The organism is Methylobacterium sp. WL1, from assembly GCF_008000895.1.
Taxonomy (GTDB): Bacteria; Pseudomonadota; Alphaproteobacteria; order Rhizobiales; family Beijerinckiaceae; genus Methylobacterium.
Genome location: NZ_CP042823.1, coordinates 2,434,731 through 2,455,096, shown reverse-complemented (window position 1 = coordinate 2,455,096; position 20,366 = coordinate 2,434,731). Strand labels below are relative to the sequence as shown.

The window sequence follows — 20,366 nt, the reverse complement described above, 5'->3', positions numbered from 1 at the left end:
CGTGTTTGACCCGCGCGACGCACGATTCATGCTCACTTCCGGTCCTTCACCCGTCCTCGCGCCCGAAACCTTCGTGGCGCAGCCGGCCCCAGGCCGCGCCTGCGGCGCCTGCACCCTGTGCTGCAAGGTTTACGACGTGCCGGCGGTGGAGAGCGTCGCGGGCCAGTGGTGCCGCCATACCAAGGCCGGCCAGGGCTGCGCGATCCACGCGACGCGCCCCGACCATTGCCGGGCGTTCCACTGCCTCTGGATGACCGAGAGCTGGCTGGGCCCGGAATGGAAGCCCGACCGCGCCAAGATGGTGCTCACCCTGGACCCCCTGTCCCGCAACATGAACGTGCAGGTCGATCCCGGCCAAGCGAACGTCTGGCGGCGGGAGCCCTATTACGGCCAGCTCAAGCGCTGGGCAGCGGCCTCGGTGCCCCTCCGGCGCCACGTGCTGGTGCACGTCAACAAGACCACCACGGTCGTCCTGCCCGACCGCGACGTCAGCCTCGGGGTGGTAGGGCCGGACGAGCGGATCGTCTCGCACGATCGGATGACCCCGCAAGGTCCGAGCTTCGACGTGCAGAAGGTGAAGGCCGCGTAACACCCTTGCGGCATCCGGCCATTTGCCCGACTGATCGGGCATGACGACGATCCACGATTTCACCGTGCCGGCGGCGGACGGCAGCCCTTATCCCCTCGCGCAACATCGCGGCGAGGTACTGCTCATCGTCAACACCGCGTCGCGCTGCGGCTTCACCCCGCAATATGCCGGGCTGGAGGCCCTGTGGCGGGCCCATCGCGCCGAGGGTCTGACGGTATTGGGCTTCCCCTGCAACCAGTTCGGCGCCCAGGAGCCGGGAGACGCGGCCGAGATCGCGAGCTTCTGCGCGCTGACCTATGACGTCAGCTTCCCGGTGCTCGGCAAGGTCGCGGTGAACGGGACTGACGCCGACCCGCTGTTCGACCACCTGAAGCGGGCACGCTCGGGGCTGTTCGGCACCAGGGCGATCAAGTGGAACTTTACGAAATTCCTGATCGCGCGGAACGGCGAGGTGGTCGCCCGGTTCGCGCCGTCGGCCAAGCCCGCCTCGCTTGAGGGGAAGGTCCGGGCAGCGCTGGCGCAGCCGGCGGGGTGAGGATTTTCGAGACCGTTGCCGCTTTTCCGGGGTCTCGTCTCAAACCCGTATCCCGACGATATCTGCGTCCCTCACTCTGTCATCCCGAGTCGCTTCAGGCGAGCCCGAGATCCAAAGCCGCCTGTATTACAAAGGCTTGAGCCGTCGGCGGCTATCAACTTCGAGCTCCGTTTCGCGGCCCCGGGATGACAAGGGGGGTATCGAACACCTGGGACACTCTAAGATCCCAAGGCGCCTTGCATGTCTCCGGGATGGCGCAGCGGCCGGATTTGAACCCGGCCTCAGGCCGGGTCGGCCTCCGCGAGTGGTCGGGTCTCCCCCGCCAGCCGCAGCAGGCTCCGCAGGGGCGCGATCCGCGACGGGCGCATCGCATCGCGCAGGATACCGACCAGGAATCGGGCCTCGGCGATCTTGTGCAGAGTGGTATCCGCGGCGCCGGCGATCAGGGCCTGCCGCTCCAGCCGTGACAGGGCCGCGAACAGCGCCTCGCGCACCGACGCGTCGTCGGAAGACTGCTTGTCGGAAAGCAGCGCCGTCAGTTCGCCTTCGAAACGACTGTCTTGGCAAGGATCGACGCGCATGGATGGTCCGAAGGCTGGAATATCCGGACTCTAAGTCACTCTTCGCAGCCTGTCAGCCGGTTCTGCGCCCTGGTGGCAGCGAGTCCGGGCATGTTGCGCAAGCGCATCTGCGCAATCCACCCGGGCCCTCCCTCAGACGCTGGCGATCAGTTCGGCTGCGGCCTCGAACTCCGCCCGGCGGATCGCCAGCCGCGCCTCGGCCTCAGCATCCCGGCCCCAGACGGCGGCTTGATAGGTCTCGTCCACGTGGGCAGCATCCCAGGCCTCGGCCGGGCTGAGGCGGCCGCGCAGGACCGCGAGCGCGATCAGCAGCGAGCCGGTCAGCGTGGTCAGCGTGTGCAGGCCGGCCAGCCGGAACGGGCTCTCCACCGCGGCGACCGCCTCAGATAGCGACCGGACCGTGTCGGGCGGCTGCTCGACATGCATCACGCCCTCGCTGAGGATCACGCGGGCGCCGAAGGTGTCCCGAGCCCAGTCGAGCACAGGGTCCCACGCGGCGGCCTGAGCCGAAACCAGACGCTCCGGATCTCCGGCGCGATACGCGATCAGGTCGGTGCCCGCATAGGCGCAGAGATCCTCCACCACGGCCGCGTGCCGCGGGGCGACACCGTCGATGCTGGTATTGGCGATCCGAGTCAGCGGCATCTTGGCCGGATCAATCACCGTGTCCTGCGCCGCCCATTCGGCCGCGACCTTCTCAGCCAGCGCCCGCGTGGGCAGACTCAGCGGATTGCGGGCGGGCGTGTTGGCCGGACGGCCGTCGAGGGTCAACCGGAACCCGTCCGGCCCTTCCGCGAAGCCGGCCTCCTTGTAGAACCGGCGGGGGAGGGCGGGCTTGGCATGGCCGCGGGCCGCACGCACCGGGTCGGGACGTTCCCCATCGCCCGGTTCGCCGAGCCACTCGTTCGTCACATCGCTCATGGATGCCAGATAGGATCTTTCCGGTGCGTCTGCGAGCCTCGTTGCAAGGCTAGGTCTCACCCCTGGAGAACAACCCCTCCAGCGCGCCCGCGCTCGACACGACCGTGACCGCCCCGGCCCCGTAAAGGGCGCCGGCCGGGTGGTAGCCCCAGCCGACCCCGATCGCCACGGCACCGGCCGCGACGCCCATGCCGATGTCGAAGGTCGTATCGCCGACCATGATGGTGGCGTCCGGGGTGCAGCCGGCCTCCGCCATCGCCTGCTGCAGCATGGTCGGGTCGGGCTTGGAGGGGGCGTCGTCCGCGCTCTGCGTGGTGGCGAACCAATCGGCCCAACCGTGATGGGCGATCAGGCGATCGACCCCGCGCCGGGACTTGCCGGTTGCGAGGCCGATCAGCACGTCGTCGCGGGCATGAAGCCGCGCCAGCAGATCGCCCATCCCGGGAAACAGCGGCTCCTCGTAGGCGGGGTCGATCCGAAGGCGGTTATAGGCCTGCTTGTAGCTCTCGGAGAGGTCCGCGATCGGCCCGTCCTCACCGACGAGGCGCCGGAACGCCTGCGGCAGCGACAGCCCGACCACCGAGAGCGCCTCGCGCCGTCCCGGGGCAGGCAGGCCGTTCTCCGCGAAGGCGAGCCCCTGGGCGGCGACGATCAGGTGCTGGCTGTCGACCAAGGTGCCGTCGACGTCGAACACGATGAGCTTCATCGCCGTGTCACGTCCGGCACGGGACGACCGGTCACGGCTTCCGGCCCGGCTGTACCGGTTGGCCGGGATTCTGCTGCGCCGGCTGGCCGTGCGTGCGCTCGTAGCCGAGCCGGCAGCGGATCAGGAACCGTCGGCGCTTGCCGCCGCGTAGGCCGCGCTGGTGGGAGGCGCGGTTGCAGGCCGCATAGGACCGCCGGCGGCGCTCGGCCCGGGCGCTCGAGGCCGGGCGCTGGGCGGCCTGCGGCGTGGTTGCGGATGGGGCGGCCGAAGGGGACATCGAAGGGGACAATGGAGGAGCGGCCGGAGGCGCCGGCTGTGGGGCCTCGCCCACCGGCGCGGGCTGCGCCGACTTCGGCACGCTGGCCGCTGGGGCTGGGCTCGCCGGGACGGCCGGCTTGGGCGGATCGCCCGGCGCGGCGTAGGCGGCCGGCCCGACCAGGCAGAGGACAGCGAGGCAGGCCAGCGTCGCGAGCTTCATGCGTCAGGGTCTCGAACCGCGGGAAATCGGCCCCGCGGCGGAACGGCGGGTCGCGGATCAGCATATGAGGCGAGGCGGCCAATTGCCAAGGCGTGCCGGTCGGGAGACTTTCAGGCTGCGGTCCGCGCTTCACCGGGGAGGCGCGCGCCGCATCTCGAAAGAGGGGCGCCGCTCGGACACCGACGATGCGCCGGGCCACCGAGGATCACGACCGCGCCATGCCCCTCGTTCTGCTTCCCGGCTTCATGACCGATCCGGACCTGTGGGCCGACATGGCCCCGAGCCTCGCGCCGTTCGGGCCGATCCTGCACGGCGATCTGGGCCGGGACGACAGCATCGCGGCGATGGCGCGGCGGGTCGTCGAGGAGGCGCCGGACCGTTTCGCCCTCATCGGCTTCTCGATGGGCGGCTACGTGGCGCGCGAGATGGCCCGCATCACACCGGAGCGGGTCGGAGCGCTCGTATTGATCGCCACCTCGGCGCGGGCGGACACACCCGCCCAGGCGCGCCGGAAGGATGCGGCCGTCGGGCACGTGCGCCGCCATAGTTTCACCGGGCTCAGCCGGTCCGCAATCCGTGGATCGGTGCATCCGGACCGGGCCGGTGACGACGCCCTGATCGCCCGCATCTGCCGCATGGGCGACCGGCTCGGGGGCGACGTGTTCCTGCGCCAGGCCGGACAGACGCGGGCGAGCGACCGGGACAGGCTCGGCGCGATCGCCTGCCCGACCCTTGTGGTGGCAGCAGCCCAGGACGGCCTGCGCAGCCTCGACGAGGCGCGGGAGCTGCGAGACGGCATCCCCGGCGCCGCCCTGATAGTGATCGACGGCTCCGGCCACATGCTTCCGATGGAGGCCCCCGAGGCGCTGGCAGAGGCCATCGTACCGTGGCTGCGCGATCAGCTCTCCGGCGCCTCGACGATCGGATCGTAGCGGGAGGCGTCGAAGCCCAGCAGGTTCCAGCTCTGGGCCATGTGCTGCGGCAGCGGCGCGCTGACATCCACGGGCCGGCCGGTGCGCGGATGCGGGATCACGATCCGCCGGGCGAGCAGGTGGAGCCGGTTCTGGATCCCGCCCGGAAGCTCCCAGTTCTCCACGGAAAAGTATTTCGGATCGCCGACGATGGGGTGGCCGATATGGGCCGCGTGAGCACGCAGCTGATGGGTCCGCCCGGTGACGGGCTTGAACGACAGCCACGACAGCTTCTGGGCGGCCTGATCGACCATCGCGTAATAGGTCAGCGCGTGGCTGGCGCCCTCGTCGCCATGCTTGGCCACCCGCATCCGCGCATCGGCGTCGGTGGGCTCGTCCTTGGCCAGGTAGGTCGAGACCCGCCCCTGCCGCACCCGCGGCACGCCCGCGGTGAGCGCCCAGTAGATCTTGCGCGCCGCCCGCGAGCGGAAGCTCTTCGCCAGCGTCGCGGCCGCCAACCGGGTCTTGGCGATGATCAAGCAGCCGGCCGTGTCCTTGTCGAGACGGTGGACGAGGCGCGGCTTCTGGCCGTCCGGGCCGGTCAGCGCGGCGAGCAGCCCGTCGACGTGGCGGACGGTGCCCGACCCGCCCTGGACCGCAAGGCCGAACGGCTTGTTGAGCACCATCATGTCGGCATCCTCGTAGAGGATCAGCGAGCGCAGGAACTCGGCATCGTCCTGCTCCCGCGCGGCGCTGCGCGGGCGCTCGGTCGGCTGGTCGAGGCGCAGCGGCGGTACGCGCACGCTCATGCCCGGCTCCAGCCGGTCATTCGGCTTGGCGCGCTTGCCGTCGACCCGTAGCTCGCCCTTACGGACGATGCTCTGCACCCGTGTGAAGGGCAGGAGTGGAAAGCGCGCGGTGAGGAAGCGGTCGATGCGCATGCCGGCCTCGTCCGCCTCGACCGTCAGGGTCTGCACACCGGAGGCGAGGGTCGCGGAGGCGGCAGCGCGCTGCTCGCGCCTTGTCGGGCCGGCCGGCGGGGCGGGGGCGAAGGCTGGGCAGCCGGCCGCGTCTCGACGGGTTTGGCATACGCCTTCGCGGCCGGCCTGGCGCTCGGCCGGGGCGGGCCTTGCGCGGGGCGCGGCATCGTCGCGCTCGACCCGGCAGGCCGCGGCCTCGGTTTCGCGGCGGCAGCGGCGGCGGCCGCAGCCGCAGCCGCCACAGCGTGGGGCGTGCCCGGTGCGGTCCAGGGATCGCGCGCGCCGGCATCGTCGCCGCGGTTGCGGGCCGCGCGCTCGGCCGCGTCGCGGGCGCTGGTGCGCGGGCCTGTGCGGGCGCGATCGCCATACGGCTGAAACTTACCGGACGGGGGCTTGCGTCCCTTCGGGCCGCCGCGGGGAGGTGGTCGTGTCGTCATGATTCCGCCAGCACCCGTCTCCGCTTCGGACGGAACGTCCGGGCGCATCGGCCGCGGCGTCGCGGAGGACCCGGACCGATGGGGTCACCCGGCTCTAGCATCGCGGGGGCGCAGCGGCAAAGGCGGCGATGGCCGACGCCACAACCATCAGTATTTGAGGCCGCTGTCGCACAGCACCGTCACGGCGACCGCGTCTGCCGGCAGGCGACCGGAAATGAGCAGGGCGGCGGCGACGCAGACATTGGCGGCGGCCGAGTAGCCGACATGCAGACCCTCCCGCGTCGCCAGCAACCGGCGCCATCGCACGACCTCGTCGTCGGTCACCGCGACGGCCAGATCCATGAGCCCGGGATCCCAATGCGGCGGCACGCTGCCGTACCCCGTCCCCTGCAGGACATGACGCGGCTTGGTGACAAGCTCGCCCGCCAGCGGCCGGCAGCCGTCGGGCTCCACAGCCACACAGACGACGCGCGGATCGCGCGCCCGGAGCGCTGCAGCGACACCCAAAAACGTCGCGCCCGTCCCGACCGAGGCGACCCAGGCATGACCCGCCCCTCGGATTGCGCCCAGACCTCCGGCCCGGTCGTATCCCGGTGGATCGCGACGCCCTCCGGGGCATGGAACTGATCGACATAGAAGCCGCCGCGTTTACCCGCCAGGCGTTGCGCCGACTCGACGGCAGCCGCGACATCGGCCCCGGTCACCTGCCCCGGCACCCCATCGACCTGCGGCACCAGCACGACCTCCGCGCCGAGCGCCTCCAGCATCCGTGCCCGCTGCGGGCTGTTCCCCGCCGACAGGGTGACGAGCAGCGGATGACCGAGCGCCGCGCAGGCCAAGGCGAGGCCGGCCCCCATATTGCCGCTCGACATCTCCACCACCGGGGCCGCCGGTGCCAAACGGCCGTCCGCCCGCGCGGCGAGCAGGATGGCGCGGGCGGCACGATCCTTCACACTCCCGCCGGGCTGCATGAATTCGGCCTTGGCCAGGATGCGGCCCGGCCCGGGATGGACGCGATCGAGGGCGATCAACGGCGTGCCGCCGATCAGATCGAGGGCGGACGCGGCGATGGGGTAGGGCACGGACGCGGGCTCGGCGTGGGTGATTCCACCGCCGTCGTTTAGCAGCCGCACCGTGCGCCCGGCAGGGAAAGCGCCCTTCGGCACAGGTACGCGCGCCTACGATCGCCGCTCGGCCAATAGCCGCGCCTTCAGTCCGACCGGGTACAACGCGGGACCGCCGTCGCGATCGAGGACGTCCAGATCGTACCAGCGGGCGACGCACGGCGTGCCGCAATCCTCGTGGAAGACGACGCATTCCCGCGTATCGAGCGGGCCCGGCGGCAGGCCAACCGGGAACAGAAACAGCACCTCGTGGCCCGGGCTGCCCTCGTGGGTGTAGAGGTTCTCCGTCACGAACGGGACGCCGAGGATCCGCACCGTGAGACCAAGCTCGTCCCGGAATTCCCGAACGAGCGCCGCCTCGGCCGGCTCAACAAATTCGACGCTGCCCCCGAGCTGCCGCACGCCCTTGAGGCGCCCGTCGTCGATATAGACCTCGGCGACGAGCAGCTGGCGCCCGCGCCAGGCCAAGCCCAGCGCCTTCACGCGAATCTCTGGTGGGGGGCGCTAAACATTCATGCGGCCTGGTATGCTGCGGCTCGTAAACCGACAACGGCCCGGGGTGCAGGGTCCGTGACTCCCGGCGGCGGCGCGCAACGCCTCGTTGTCGGCCGTACACTCTACAAGATGGGTCCAACGTGCCGAAAGCTTCGTCGAGCGGGTGTTCTATTTCACCGCTGCTTCATCGAACGCCGACGCAGCGGGCGTCGCGAGCCCTTGGACCCCCTCCGGGCCTACCCGGGCCTATCGGCTGCTCGGACTATTCTGTCGAACAAGTGGAGGCTTTGCAGGGCGAGCATACAGTCCCGCCCTCGGCTGCGACAGCTTCGGTCTCCATGATCCCTAGATCTGCTCCCGAACACGTTGCGATCGGGAGCAGTTCTAAAGCCTTGATTTAACGCGCTCGCGTATGCCGAACCCGCCTCCGACTTCGGCGGCGATCGCTCGAGCCGAGATCCGATAGGTGCAAACGTTAGGCGAAAGCGTGCTTCCGTTCGGACGTATGAGCCCGTGTCTGCGCAACCTGGAGCCGTGTCGCGGCGACCTGGGACCAGGCCTTGGACATTGACTCGTTTCGAACATTCCGCTCGCGCCTGCGCACGGCGGCGATGTCGAACTGCTTCTGCATCTCCATCATCATTTCCATGCTGTACCCGAACGCCTGCTCGATCTGGAAAGCCAGATCGGCTGTCAAAGGCGTCTTCTCGGTGAGAAAGTCGGTGAGCGCGTGACGCGTGACGCCCAGAAGACCGGCAGCCTCCATGATGGTCAGGTTGCGCGGCTCGAAGACCTTGCGGCGAACAAACAGACCGGGATGACACGGATTTGCCGGTTGATGGACAGCGTTCACCTGGGACTCCTTCATCGATTGACACAATCGTTTTCGGATGAGCGTTTTGATCGACTGATCGGAACTGCGGCAGACCTCACGGGCACATGGGCGCAAGCAGCGCTCCATCAGCAGCATCAGAATCGCCGACTACCTCAGCTACCCACAGTCTTACTTTATTTTGCCGGTTATATATTTTATTGTCTTGCAGATCCGGGCAAATCGCCGATATCAACCGGATTGCGGCATGTCAATCTCATCGCTATTTACAAATTTATATCGAATAGATCAGAAATTCGACTGTATTCATCTGCAAAAATTCAGAAATATGCATGATAATTTTGATCGCAATACATCCTGAGCAAATGTCTCCGATGAAACACGATCAGGGTCGCGTGCGCGGTACCGTCCGATCTGGAGAATGCCGATCGCCTTGGCCCGTGACGACGAACGATATCAAGGCATGGGGACTGGTCCCCCTGCAATCGTCACCCGGTCCCGCGCGGAAACGCGCCGAGGTGTTTTCAGGAGCCGTCCATCATGCGTCGCAAAGCGGTGCGTCCCGGCCAAGAAGCGACGACAAGGCGTGGAGGCCCGATCAATGCGCGTTCACCCCGCGTCGCGCAGGGGAGATCCGGTAACGTTCCGGCATCCCGGAGAACCGGTCGCCACGAATTGAGCTCACCCAAACGCGTAGACGCGCTTGACGATTACCTGAGGCCTTTCGGTCGGGGTCTGGACGCCGGTCCGGCCCGCGAGTTCCCTCTCGACCTTCTGTTCGAGTTTCCGCGCGCGCGAGATATCGTAGTGGGTCTGCATCTCCATCAGCATCTCCATGCGGGCCCCGAACACCTTCTCGACCCGCAGAGCCAGTTCGGCCGTAAGAGCGATCTTCTCGTTCAAGAAGTCGGACAGCGTTTGGCGCGTCACGTTGAGCAGGCTGGCCGCAGCCATGACAGTTAGGTTACGCGGCTCAAGGATATTGCGGCGAACAAACCCGCCAGGATGACAGGGATTCCCTAATACATAGGATGAATTCATAATGATTCTCCTACCAGGTTTTGCAAATTTGGCGAATAAGCGATAGAACGAAAACCACTATTTTAGCCGATGCGCCGTCTTAAAACACCTCCGATTTCGGCTCGCAAATCTTACGTGACAGCTCAAAAAAAGTTCCTGAGTTGTCTAAAAGTAAAATAAGTAGATTTTAATTTGCATCGCGCGAGGCGATCGTGCGCCTGATCGCAGGCCGCCCACGCAGGGGGCCGGATATCCACACGCTTGACGTTCCACCGGCATACAGCCACGCTAGTCGGCGACGGTTCCCCTCGGGGATCAAAAGGGAACGCGGTGAGGGGCCTGCCCTGAAACCGCGGCTGTCCCCGCAACTGTGAGCGGCGAGTCCTTCACCACCACGTCACTGGGTCTCAAGCCCGGGAAGACGGTGCGAGGGCGGCGACCCGCGAGCCAGGAGACCTGCCGTCAGCCGTGGTCACACGCGAAACGCGTCAGGCGGGGTGTCCTGGCGGGTGTCGAGACGGCCGTGCGCGAGCGCGGTCGGCGAGGCCTCGTTCGCGGTGACGTGCCACAGCAAGCGCGCCCGCGTCCCGGTTCCCGATGCTTTCCCTTGTCGTGCCGATCCCGGCCGCGTTTGCACGCGGCCCGATCCTTCACCCGGGCCGCCGCGCGTGGACCGGACCGGATCAGACACGCATCCGCAATTGTAATGTTATTACATTGCTATTAGGGCATCTGAACCGGCGGCCGCCGCGCTCGGACCTATCCTCACCATGTCGCGATCCAAACTTCCTCGTCGCAGCCGGCGTAGACCGCTCTGCGGTGCCATGCTCACGCTCCTGGCAAGCCCGGCCGCAGCCCAGGAAACCGTGACCCTCGATCAGCTCTCCGTCGAGGGGGAGGGCGGCGTCAGCCTGACCCGCGCTGCACCGACCGGGCTGAACCTGCGCACGCCCGACCGGACCGCGAGCCGGCTCGGGCTGACGCCGCTGGAGACGCCGGCGAGCGTCGATATCGTATCGGGCGAGACCGCACGGCTGCGCGGCCAGGACACGATCGCCGAAGCCGTGACCCAGGACGCCACCGGCATCACCACGATCGCGGCGCCGGGCAACGGCAACGGCGCCTTCACGTCGCGCGGTTTCGCGGGCCCGAACTCGATCCAGCAGCTCTACGACGGCACACGCTTCTATGTCGGGGCCAACACGGTCACGTTCCCGTTCGACACCTGGAACGTCGAGCGTATCGAGGTGCTGCGCGGCCCGTCCTCGGTGCTCTACGGCGACGGCGCCATCGGCGGCGTGATCAACGTGGTGCCGAAGAAGCCGGTCTTCGTGCCGATCAACACCGCGCGCGCGGTGATCGGCACCGACGGCGTCGCGCGGCTGGCGCTGGATTCGGGCGGGGCGCTCGGGCGCGAGGAATTCGGCGACACCTTCGCGTACCGCCTCAACGTCAGCGGCAACCGCGCGGATGGCTGGATCCGGCCGGAGGGCGATTTCCGCAACCTCGCCGTCTCGGCCGCCCTGCTGTTCCAGCCGAGCCCAGACCTCGCCGTCACGGTGAGCCACGACCTCGGCTACCAGGAGCCGGCGCGCTACTGGGGCACGCCCCTGGTCGAGGGTAGGATCCCGGACCTGATCCGGTTCAACAACTACAACGTCCGCGACGCGAAGATTACCTGGTCGGATAACTGGACCCAGTTCAAGACCGAGTGGACGCCCTCGGACGACATCATCGTGCGCAATACGGCCTATCGGCTCACCAGCCGGCGGCATTGGCTCGATACCGAGCAATACACCTACAACCGCGGCACCGGGCTGGTCGACCGGGGCAGCTACACCGAGATCTACCACAGCCAGGAACAGGTCGGGAATCGCCTGGACGCGAGCGTCAAGGGCAACCTGTTCGGCCTGCCGAACGCGTTCGCGGTCGGGTTCGACGTGAACCACATCGACTTCCGCCACACGAACAATTTCACCTTCGACCAGACCACCAGCGTGCCGCTGATAGGCTATGATCCAGGATACTTCCCGCAGAACGGGCGGGCGCAGCCGGCCTACGCGACACAGACCAGCCAGGCCTCGGTCTTCGCCGAGGACCGGGTGATCCTGTCGGACAAGCTCTCGTTCCTCACCGGCGTGCGCCTGGACGTGCCGACGCTCCGTCGCGAGGATTTGCAGAGCGGATCGCAGTTCGAGAAAACCTATCAGGCGCTCGGCTACCGGTTCGGGCTGGTCTACAACCCGACGCCGGACAGCGCGCTCTACGCCCAGTACAGCTTCGCGACCGACCCGGTGAACAGCCTCATCACCCTGACGCAGTCGCTCTCAGGGTTCCAGCTCGCCACCGGCACGCAGGTTGAAATCGGCGCCAAGGGCCTCGCATTCGACGGCGCACTGGAATGGACGGTTGCCGGATACCGGATCGTCAAGGACAACCTGATCTCGACCGTGCCGGGTCAGCCGACCGTGTCGACCCAGGTCGGCCAGCAATCCTCGCAGGGCTTCGAGCTGGCGCTTGGCTGGCACCTCGCCCCGGGCTGGCGGCTGGACGGCAACCTCGCGCTCCTGCACGCGCAATACGATACGTTCAATCAGAGCGTGAACGGCGCGACCGTCTCGTATGCCGGCAACCAGCCGATCGACGTGCCCGAGCGGGTCGCCAACCTGTGGCTGACCTGGGACTTTGCCCGCGCCTGGACGGCACGCGTGGGGCTCCAGAACGTCGGCCAGGTCTACAGCGACTTCTCCAACACGGCCCGGCGCCCGGCCTACAACCTCGTCAACCTCGTGCTCGACCATCAGGTGACGGCGGATTCGCGCCTGAGCCTGCGGGTCTACAACCTGTTCGACAAGGTCTACGCGATCAGCGGCAACGCCGTGAACGGGGTCGGCACCAACTGGCTGCTCGGCCGGCCGCGCTCGATGGAAGTCGCCTACACGGTGACTTGGTGAGGCAGCGGGTCGGCAAAGCCGCGCGTCGCGGGCTGCTGCTGTTCCACCGCTGGGCCGGGATCGCCACGGCCCTGTTCTTCGCCATGTGGATCGGCTCCGGACTGGTGATGCTCTACGTGCCGTTCCCGGCACTCACAGCGGCCGAGCGCCTCGCGCGTCTCGCCCCGATCGTCTGGGAGACCGTCGCGGTCCCGCCGGACGCGGCGCTCGCCGCCGGCGACCTTGCGGGCGTGCCGGCGGCGTTCGCCCTGGAGATGCGCGGCGATGAGCCGGTCTACCGGATCACAGGCCGCGACGGGGGGCGGGCGACCGTATCGGGCCGTACCGGCGCGCGGCTCGGCCCGGTTGGTGCGGAGGCGGCCTTGCGGCTCGCCGCCGGGGATCGGCCGGATGCCCGCGTCGATCCGGTCGAGCGGGACCAGTGGACTGTGACCGCTCGCTACGACCCGCTCCGGCCGTTCCACAAGGTCGTCTTCGATGACCCAGAGGGGACCGAGCTCTACGTCTCCGCGGTAACCGGGGAGATCGCCCTCGACACGACCCGGTTCGAGCGGGCCTGGAACTGGCTCGGTTCGGTGCCGCACTGGATCTACCTGACGCCGCTGCGCGCCCGGGCGGAGCTGTGGCGGACAGTGCTGCTCTGGCTCTCCGGATTCGCCGCCCTCGGGGCGGTCAGCGGCTTGGTCGTCGGGATCTGGCGCCTGCGCCTGCGCCGCCGCTATGCGCACGGCGCCGTCACGCCCTATCGCGGGCTGGCGCGCTGGCACCACCTGTTCGGCCTAGCGGGCGGGCTGGGGCTCGGGGCGTTCATCCTGAGCGGCTGGATCTCCATGAACCCGAACAGCTGGTTCGCATCGAGCGCGCCGCCGACCGCGCTGCGCAGCGCCTACGCTGGAACGCCGGGACCGCTCGGGCTCGATGTCGGGCGGCTGCGCGATCTCGCCGGCCCGGACACCCGGTCGCTGCGCTTCACCACGGTCGGCGGTCGTTGGTGGGTGGTCGCCGAGGCGGCGGACGGCCCCCGCGCTGTCGCACCGGACGGCGGCCCCGGTCCGGACGCGACGGCCCTGGCCGCCGCCGCCGCGGACGCGATCCCCATGGGACATCTACGGGCAGCGGGCCTGCTCGGGGCGTACGATGCCTACTGGTATCCGCATGGGGTGGACCCGCGTCCCCTGCCGGTTCTGCGCCTGCGCTTCGACGATCCGGACGCAACCTGGCTCCATATCGACCCGCGCGACGGCACCATCCTGCAGCGCCTCGACCGCTCGGGTCGCATCAACCGTTGGCTGTTCGATGCGCCCCACCGCCTCGACTTCCCGTTTCTGAGCGGACGGGCCGCCCTGCGCGACGCGGCGCAGTGGCTCCTGAACCTGCTCGCCGCCGGGATCGCGGTCACCGGGATCGTCGCGGGCTGGCGGCGCCTCGGCCGGACTGTTTCGACGCGGGCTCGCTGAGCGGAATGGGGCAGCTCTTGGCAACCGCCCCGGCAGTCCAGGGCCGCGGAGCGGAGCCCGGATGACGGGGCGGTTGCTCGGTGGACGGCTGCCTAACGCTCTGCCGCCTCGAAGAACCGCGTCCAGGTGAACCACCGCGACTTGCGTTCGCCTGCGCCCTTCGACCTCAGACGTGTGGCGATGGCAGGTCATCCTCCGCGAACTGGGACGCGGATCGCTCCTCCGGCACGAGCGGCAGCGCCACCGTCGTCCCGGTCCGCGCCGAGGTCAAAGCCGCGTCGATGCAGGCCATCACCTGGAGGGCCTCCAGCGCCGGCGTATGGTCGACGGCGCCCCGGGAGATCCCGTGAGCCACGTCTTGGTAGAACCGGCGCTGGTCCCCGGCCAATGCGGGCAGGCACCTCACGCTGCCGCGCCCGTCATGGACCGCGATTCCGTCCGGATCCTGGCCCCAACCCGGGGCGCCCGGAGCCATGCCGGCGAGAAGCTGCTGCTCCTGTCCGTCGAGGTGTTGCTTGACGAGGCTGCCGCCCTCGCCGTGGACGACGAAACGGGGCGATCCACCGGCGACCACCATGCTGGCGTGCAGGACCACGCGCACGTCCGGATAGTCCAGCACCACGTGGGCCCAATCGTCGGACAGCGCACCTTTGCGCAGCCGAGCCAGGTTCGCGGTCACCCGGTCCGGCAGACCGAAGAGCTGGAGCGCCTGGTCGACGAGGTGCGGGCCGAGATCGTACCAGATCCCGCTTCCCGGTCCGGCCCCCTCCCGCCACCGGTCACGGACGCCGGGGCGGAACCGGTCGAAATGCGATTCGAAATGCCGGACCTTGCCGATGACCCCGTCCGCGATGGCGGTTCGGACGCTGAGGAAGTCGCTGTCCCAGCGCCGGTTGTGGAACACCGACAGCCTCCGGCCATAGCGGCGCGCCAGCGCGACCAGGCTGCGCGCCTCGGCGAGGTCGAGGGTGAAGGGCTTGTCGATGACGACGTGCTTGCCGGCCGCCAGGGCGATCCGAGCCAGGGGCGCGTGCGTGTCGTTGGGGGATGCGATGACCACGAGATCGACGCTGTCCGAGGCGGCGACCGCACCGGGATCGGCGATGACGCGCATACCGGGAAGGTCGGCCTGGACCTTGGCCTTATCCCGCGAAGCGACCAATCGGAGGTCGAGCGCCGGAACCGCACGGATCAGCGGCGCGTGGAAGGTCTTGCCGGCATAGCCGTAGCCGATCAGGCCGACTCGGATCGGTGCAGTCACGCTCGCCATGCAGGTGTCGTCCGGTCGGAATCATCGGGGCCACGCGCTTATAGCCCCGCGGCCGACACCGGTTCACCACCTCCGGAGCGCGAAACCTCCGATGCTGTCCAGACGGAGGCCACCGTGAGCTTCCTTCACCGTCATCACGCGCGCAACGAAGCGACCCAGGGCGGCGCGGCACGTCCGAGGATGGCGCCTTACTGGGTTGCGTCGCTGCACTCGCGCAGACGGAGGCGCTCGCAGGCCACCGCGTGAAACCATATCCGGAGCGGCCGGCGTCTCAGCCCGCCCTCAGAACCGCGCGGTCAGGAACAATCGCACGTTCCGCCCCGGCAGCAGAATCTCGTCCTTCTTGAACGAGGTCGAGTTGCGGATGTCGGTGTCGAGCAGGTTCCGGCCCTGGATCCCGAGGGTGATCGCGCTCGCCCCGTAGACCGCCGGATCGACCGCCTTGGTGTAGCTCAGCTCGGCGCGCAGGTCGTCGTAGCCGGGGGTGGGGGTCTCGAACAGGGCGGTCGCCTGGTGGTCGAAGGCATGGAGCAGGTTCACCCGGGCGAACCAGCCATCGGCCCGCAGGTAGACGCCGCCGCCGAGCCGGTAGGGCGGGATGCGCGGCACGTTGGTACCGTTGTCGAACTGCGCGCGCACGAAGTCGAATTGGGCCTCGATGCCGGCGAAGCCGTTGCCGACGGGCAGGATGTCGTACTGGCCGATGATCTCGGCACCGTAGAAGGTGGCGTTCTGCTGCTGGTAAACGATCTGCCGATTCTCGGTGCCGGTGCCGCAGGACGCGAAGTCGTCGTCGCAGGCGAGCCCGGTGAAGTTGCGGTAGATGAAGCCCGTGTAGCGCGTGTAGTAACCGGTGGCGTCGAGGCGCAGCGGGCCCTCGGCCCGGCGGATGCTGGCCTCCACAGTTCGGGCGCGTTCCTTCTTGAGGTCCGGGTTGCCGATCTCGAAGGTCGCGGTGGCGTCGTGCGGCCCCTGCGAGAACAGCTCGTAGCCGGTGGGTCCGCGCTCGACATAGGAGCCGTTGAGGCTCGCCACGAAGCCGAGGGGCAGGTCCTGCAGGGCGCCGATGCTGGCGCTCTTCGGGGCGAAGCGCCGGGTCCGGGCGTACTGGAACGGATCCTGCCCGTCGACCGGGGCGTAGTCCGCGGGGAACTGCGCCGCGATGCTCGACAATCGGTCCACCTCGTAGCGGCCGGCCGCCTGCAGCCGCGTGCCGGGGCGCAGCTCCAGCTCCTCGAACAGGTAGACTGCGTTGGCCCGGGATTCGGTCTTGGGCAGGAACGATTCGAGCTGGGTGTTGATCACCCGCCGGTCCGACTGGAAGCCGAGCGCCCCGGTCAGCACGCCGAACGGAGTCTCGACCGGGACGTGCTGGAGTTCCAGCCGCCCCTCGGCCTCGCGGTTCTTGAAGATCGCCTGGACACCCTCGATCCCATCCTCGCCGATGCCGACCTCGTTGTGGCGGTAGACCGAGTATCCCGCCCAGTAGCGGATCACTTCGAACGGGCCGTCGAGGGGCCGGTACTCGCCCCGCGACAGGACCCGGTCCTGGTTCGGGGTCAGGCGGGTGCGGTTCTGCTCGGCGACGCCGCCCGGGATCGCGTAGATCGCGTCGTAGTGGCTGAACGAGATGCCGACGAAGCCGCGGTCGCCGATCGCCGAGATGCCGACCGCGCCGCCCTGCGACTCGTTGTAGGAGTTGCGCTGGATCCCGCCCGGGATCGCGTAGCTGTCGTTGGCGGTCCTGAAGCCGTCGGCGTGAACCGCAATCCCGTCGCCGCCCGCATCCACGGTGGCGGCGCCGAGCCGGCCGTTGTCGACGCTGGAGAAGCCCGTGGTGACCTGACCCTGCACGCCGTTCGCCGGGATGAAGGTCGGCACCCGGTTGTTGTCGGCCGAGACCACGCCGCCGATGGCACCGGAGCCGTAGCGCAGGGTCGCGGGTCCGCGGATCACCTCGATCCGGTCGGAGACCAGAGGGTTCACCGGGACCGCGTGGTCCTCGCCGAGATCCGAGACGCCGCCGTTGACGATACCGTTCTCCTGGATGCGCACGCGGGCATTGTCGAGGCCGCGGATGATCGGCCGCGAGGCTGCGCCCGGCGCGTAGGTGGTGGACGAGATACCCGGCCGGTCGAACAGGGCGTCCCCCAGGGTCCGGGGCTGGTCGCGGGCGATCTGGTCCTGGGTGACCACGGTGACCGGCGAGAACGTGTTGGTGGCCACCGGGAGAATGCCGGTCTGGAGCGGCGCCGCGGGTCCGGCCGCAGGCTGGCCGGTCTGGATCGGGCTCGGGCTGGTGACGCTGATCTCGTCGAGGGCCACGGCCTTCTGCGCCTGCGCCGGCACGGCGAACAGGACGGCGTAGACGGGCGCCGACAGAATCGTGCCGGCCAGGAAAGCAAGGCGTCGCGTCGAGGTCATCGAAACTCACACAGTGTTATATCGTTTCATTCAGGCCTCGGAGCGGATCGATGCAAGGGCCGATCATGCGGCTTCTCGTGATCGTTTGGAAACGTTACATCGTTACAACACCCAGAACGGTGGGCTTCGACGGGACGGCGTGCCGAAGGTTGATAATGCAATGTTATAACGTTTTTCTCATGACATGACCAAACTCCATCGACGCCTTCCCGTCACCGTTCTCTCCGGCTTTCTGGGAGCCGGCAAAACGACGCTGCTCAATCACGTGCTCAACAATCGCGACGGCCGGCGGGTCGCCGTCATCGTCAACGACATGAGCGAGGTGAACATCGACGCCAACCTCGTGCGGACCGGTGGCGCCGGCCTGTCTCGAACCGACGAGACCCTGGTCGAGATGACCAACGGCTGCATCTGCTGCACCCTGCGCGACGACTTGCTGGACGAAGTCCGGCGCCTGTCCGAGGCGGGACGATTCGACTACCTGCTGATCGAAGGCACCGGGATTGCCGAGCCGCTGCCGATCGCTTCGACCTTCGCGTTCCGGGACGAGGCCGGGCGCGCGCTCTCGGACGTCGCCCGCCTCGACACGATGGTGACGGTGGTCGATGCCGTGAACCTGCTGAAGGATTACGGCTCGGCCGCGTTCCTGCGCGAGCGCGGCGAAACGGCGGGGGCGGAGGATACCCGCACGCTCGTGGACCTGCTGGTGGAGCAGATCGAATTCGCCGACGTGGTGGTGATCAACAAGGCGCATGACGTCTCGGACGCGCACCTGGCCCTGGTCCGCTCGGTGGTGCGCGGGCTGAACGCGGATGCGCGCATCCTTGAAATTGATTACGGGCGCGCACCCCTCGACGCGATCCTCGATACCGGGCTGTTCGAGGAGGAGAAGGCGCAACAGCATCCGCTCTGGTTCAAGGCGCTGTACGGCGCGCACGAGCACGTGCCAGAAACCGAGGAATACGGGATCACGTCCTTCGTCTACCGAGCGCGGCGGCCGTTCGATCCGCAGCGCTTCAACGCTTTTGTCAACGAAACCTGGCCGGGGCTGATCCGGGCCAAGGGCCATTTCTGGCTGGCGACGCGGCCGGACTGGGTCGGGGATTTCTCGCTGGCCGGCGCTGTGGCGCGGGTCTCGGCCATGGGCTTCTGGTGGTCGGCAGTGCCGCGCCGACGCTGGCCGGAAGCGCCCGAGTTCCGGGAGCGCCTCGACGCGGTCTGGAGCGAGATCTGGGGCGACCGGCGCCAGGAATTGGTGTTCATCGGCACCGGGATGGACCGGGACGCACTCACCGAAGCCCTGGATGCGTGCCTCGTGGCGACCGACGACGCGAAGACGTTTGACCCCAAAGCCTATCGCGACTTGCCGGACCCGTTCCCGGCCTGGCGCCGGGCAGCCTGAGCCGGCAGCCCGTCAGACCGGGATCGCCTCGACCTCGTCTTCGGCCTCTGCATCGATCTCCGCGTCGACATCGGTGAGCTGGCCGGAGGCGCCGGCCGCCTCGGCGAGGCCGCGGGCGGCCTTGCGGAGGAGCTTGCGGAGGCGGCGCCGGTCGGTCTTGTCGAGATGGTCGAGCAGCTCGGCCTCGACATCCTCCTGGATCCGCTCGATGGCCTCGGCCTTCGCCAAGCCGGCCTCGGTGAGTTGCACCCGCACGACGCGGCCGTCACCCGATTCGGTCCGGCGCTCCACGATGCCGAGAGCCGCGAGCCGGGTGACCGTCTTGGACGCGGTCGGCGGGCGGACCCGCAGGAGGGCGGCGAGGTCGCCCATCGTCATGGTGCCGGCGGCGGCGAGCGCCTGGACCACCTGTTCCTGCCCGGCGAACAGGCCGAGCTTGGCCAGCCGGTCACCGGTGCGCGCGCGGTGCAGGCGCGCGGCCTGCACCAGGGCCCAGCCGACGCTGCGCACGCCAGGTGGCCGCATCTTCTTGGACGAACCTTCGGACGCACCCGCGTCCTTGGTCTCGCGCTCACGTTTCTGCTTGTCGCCCACCGGAGCGCCCGCATCTATGCCGGCGGCCGCCGGACCATCCTGAACCTGCACCGTCCACTCCCGTCCCAAGGCCGCCCGGCTTCCTGTGGCGCGCGCGGGTGACGGTGCGATGACGGGGGCCGAAAACGCCCTGCACTCAACAGGGCATCAAGCGCTTCAGCCGGTCAAGGATGTCCTCGCCCGTGCACGGACGGGCGATGAAGTCGGCATGGGCGGGCATCCGGGCCGGATCGGGCGCGGCCCGCCCGGACACGATGAGAATCGGCAGTTGCGGGCGGGCCTCAGCCACCGCGCTCGCCAGGTCGAAGCCGTCGGTCTTTCCCGAGAGCTGGACGTCCGTCACCAGGCCACAGATGTCAGGCCGCGCCTGCAGGATGCTGAGCGCCCGCTCGGCGGAGGCACATTGCACCGTGTCGTAACCGCCATCCTCCAGCACGTCCCCGAGGTCCATGATCGTCAGCGCCTCGTCCTCGACGAGGAGGATCACCGGCCGATCGCCGCCCGAAACCGTCTGCTCGCTCGCCACTGTGTACTCCCTCCGGCAGCGTCCGACCGCGAGGGCCGCCGCACGCGTTGTCAGCGGTGAGCCAACGGCAGAAACGGTTCCAGGTTGCAGGGCGGCGTGGCGACGGCTCGCGGGATCGTGTGGCGGATGC

Annotated in this window: 18 protein-coding genes, 2 pseudogenes and 1 riboswitch; of the genes and pseudogenes, 6 read left to right on the top strand and 14 right to left on the bottom strand. The window is 68.7% G+C overall.

The window, feature by feature from the left end; translation table 11 throughout:
* Positions 1 to 28: 28 nt before the first annotated feature.
* Together FVA80_RS11995 and FVA80_RS11990 are read left to right on the top strand one after the other, a co-directional pair.
* Entirely contained in the window at positions 29 to 589 is a 561-nt protein-coding gene (locus FVA80_RS11995; RefSeq protein WP_147910090.1) for a hypothetical protein, read from the top strand.
* A gap of 40 nt (positions 590 to 629) precedes the next feature.
* Positions 630 to 1,124, top strand: a complete 495-nt coding sequence (locus tag FVA80_RS11990; protein WP_147910091.1) for a glutathione peroxidase — start codon at positions 630 to 632, stop codon at positions 1,122 to 1,124.
* 281 nt (positions 1,125 to 1,405) lie between these two features.
* Here FVA80_RS11990 and FVA80_RS11985 read toward each other — a convergent pair whose 3' ends face one another.
* The 4 genes from FVA80_RS11985 to FVA80_RS11970 form a co-directional block, all read right to left on the bottom strand.
* On the bottom strand, positions 1,406 to 1,705 hold the full coding sequence (locus FVA80_RS11985) for a hypothetical protein (protein WP_147910092.1): 300 nt from the start codon (positions 1,703 to 1,705) through the stop codon (positions 1,406 to 1,408).
* Positions 1,706 to 1,837: 132 nt separating this feature from the next.
* Entirely contained in the window at positions 1,838 to 2,626 is a 789-nt protein-coding gene (locus tag FVA80_RS11980) for an ATP12 family protein (RefSeq protein ID WP_147910093.1), read from the bottom strand.
* A gap of 49 nt (positions 2,627 to 2,675) precedes the next feature.
* Positions 2,676 to 3,332, bottom strand: coding sequence for an HAD-IA family hydrolase (locus FVA80_RS11975; protein WP_147910094.1), 657 nt, complete (start codon positions 3,330 to 3,332; stop codon positions 2,676 to 2,678).
* Positions 3,333 to 3,363: 31 nt separating this feature from the next.
* Entirely contained in the window at positions 3,364 to 3,810 is a 447-nt protein-coding gene (locus FVA80_RS11970; protein ID WP_147910095.1) for a hypothetical protein, read from the bottom strand.
* Between the two features lie 218 nt (positions 3,811 to 4,028).
* On the opposite strand from FVA80_RS11970, the gene FVA80_RS11965 reads away from it, so the two are divergent.
* Positions 4,029 to 4,742, top strand: a complete 714-nt coding sequence (locus FVA80_RS11965) for an alpha/beta fold hydrolase (RefSeq protein WP_147910098.1) — start codon at positions 4,029 to 4,031, stop codon at positions 4,740 to 4,742.
* Here the strand turns inward: FVA80_RS11965 and FVA80_RS11960 are convergent.
* From FVA80_RS11960 to FVA80_RS11940, 6 genes and pseudogenes are all read right to left on the bottom strand, one after another.
* A pseudogene (locus FVA80_RS11960) lies at positions 4,709 to 6,138 on the bottom strand (RluA family pseudouridine synthase). The gene FVA80_RS11965 and the pseudogene FVA80_RS11960 sit on opposite strands and share 34 nt — an antisense overlap.
* A 147-nt stretch (positions 6,139 to 6,285) precedes the next feature.
* Positions 6,286 to 6,645: a pyridoxal-phosphate dependent enzyme gene (locus tag FVA80_RS31920; protein ID WP_281408712.1), complete on the bottom strand. Its 360-nt coding sequence runs from the start codon at positions 6,643 to 6,645 to the stop codon at positions 6,286 to 6,288.
* A gap of 104 nt (positions 6,646 to 6,749) precedes the next feature.
* Positions 6,750 to 7,220 (bottom strand): annotated as a pseudogene (locus FVA80_RS31915) (pyridoxal-phosphate dependent enzyme); the annotation flags it as partial.
* Positions 7,221 to 7,316: 96 nt separating this feature from the next.
* Entirely contained in the window at positions 7,317 to 7,745 is a 429-nt protein-coding gene (locus FVA80_RS11950) for an NUDIX domain-containing protein (RefSeq protein ID WP_246692380.1), read from the bottom strand.
* 487 nt (positions 7,746 to 8,232) lie between these two features.
* A complete protein-coding gene (locus FVA80_RS11945) occupies positions 8,233 to 8,727 on the bottom strand; it encodes a HigA family addiction module antitoxin (RefSeq protein WP_246692379.1) in 495 nt (164 codons plus the stop codon).
* 543 nt (positions 8,728 to 9,270) lie between these two features.
* Positions 9,271 to 9,630, bottom strand: coding sequence for a HigA family addiction module antitoxin (locus tag FVA80_RS11940; RefSeq protein WP_147907283.1), 360 nt, complete (start codon positions 9,628 to 9,630; stop codon positions 9,271 to 9,273).
* A gap of 261 nt (positions 9,631 to 9,891) precedes the next feature.
* Positions 9,892 to 10,088, top strand: a riboswitch (cobalamin riboswitch).
* Positions 10,089 to 10,433: 345 nt separating this feature from the next.
* Between FVA80_RS11940 and FVA80_RS11935 the strand changes: the two genes are divergently transcribed.
* Both FVA80_RS11935 and FVA80_RS11930 read left to right on the top strand, forming a co-directional pair.
* On the top strand, positions 10,434 to 12,563 hold the full coding sequence (locus FVA80_RS11935) for a TonB-dependent receptor (RefSeq protein ID WP_246692378.1): 2,130 nt from the start codon (positions 10,434 to 10,436) through the stop codon (positions 12,561 to 12,563).
* Positions 12,560 to 14,020 carry a PepSY domain-containing protein gene (locus tag FVA80_RS11930; protein ID WP_147907285.1) on the top strand — a complete coding sequence of 487 codons (1,461 nt, stop codon included), beginning with the start codon at positions 12,560 to 12,562 and terminating at the stop codon, positions 14,018 to 14,020. The genes FVA80_RS11935 and FVA80_RS11930 overlap by 4 nt, the downstream gene beginning before the upstream one ends.
* 166 nt (positions 14,021 to 14,186) lie before the next feature.
* Here FVA80_RS11930 and FVA80_RS11925 read toward each other — a convergent pair whose 3' ends face one another.
* Together FVA80_RS11925 and FVA80_RS11920 are read right to left on the bottom strand one after the other, a co-directional pair.
* Positions 14,187 to 15,290 carry an oxidoreductase gene (locus FVA80_RS11925; RefSeq protein WP_147907286.1) on the bottom strand — a complete coding sequence of 368 codons (1,104 nt, stop codon included), beginning with the start codon at positions 15,288 to 15,290 and terminating at the stop codon, positions 14,187 to 14,189.
* Between the two features lie 282 nt (positions 15,291 to 15,572).
* On the bottom strand, positions 15,573 to 17,714 hold the full coding sequence (locus tag FVA80_RS11920) for a TonB-dependent receptor (protein WP_187193652.1): 2,142 nt from the start codon (positions 17,712 to 17,714) through the stop codon (positions 15,573 to 15,575).
* A 184-nt stretch (positions 17,715 to 17,898) separates the two neighbouring features.
* Between FVA80_RS11920 and zigA the strand changes: the two genes are divergently transcribed.
* Positions 17,899 to 19,116 (top strand): zinc metallochaperone GTPase ZigA, encoded by a 1,218-nt coding sequence (zigA, locus tag FVA80_RS11915; protein ID WP_147907287.1) that lies wholly within the window; start codon positions 17,899 to 17,901, stop codon positions 19,114 to 19,116.
* 12 nt (positions 19,117 to 19,128) lie between these two features.
* Here the strand turns inward: zigA and FVA80_RS11910 are convergent, their stop codons facing one another.
* Together FVA80_RS11910 and FVA80_RS11905 are read right to left on the bottom strand one after the other, a co-directional pair.
* Positions 19,129 to 19,761 carry a MarR family winged helix-turn-helix transcriptional regulator gene (locus FVA80_RS11910; protein WP_147907288.1) on the bottom strand — a complete coding sequence of 211 codons (633 nt, stop codon included), beginning with the start codon at positions 19,759 to 19,761 and terminating at the stop codon, positions 19,129 to 19,131.
* An 85-nt stretch (positions 19,762 to 19,846) separates the two neighbouring features.
* Positions 19,847 to 20,236: a response regulator gene (locus tag FVA80_RS11905; RefSeq protein WP_147853788.1), complete on the bottom strand. Its 390-nt coding sequence runs from the start codon at positions 20,234 to 20,236 to the stop codon at positions 19,847 to 19,849.
* Between the last annotated feature and the right edge of the window lie 130 nt (positions 20,237 to 20,366).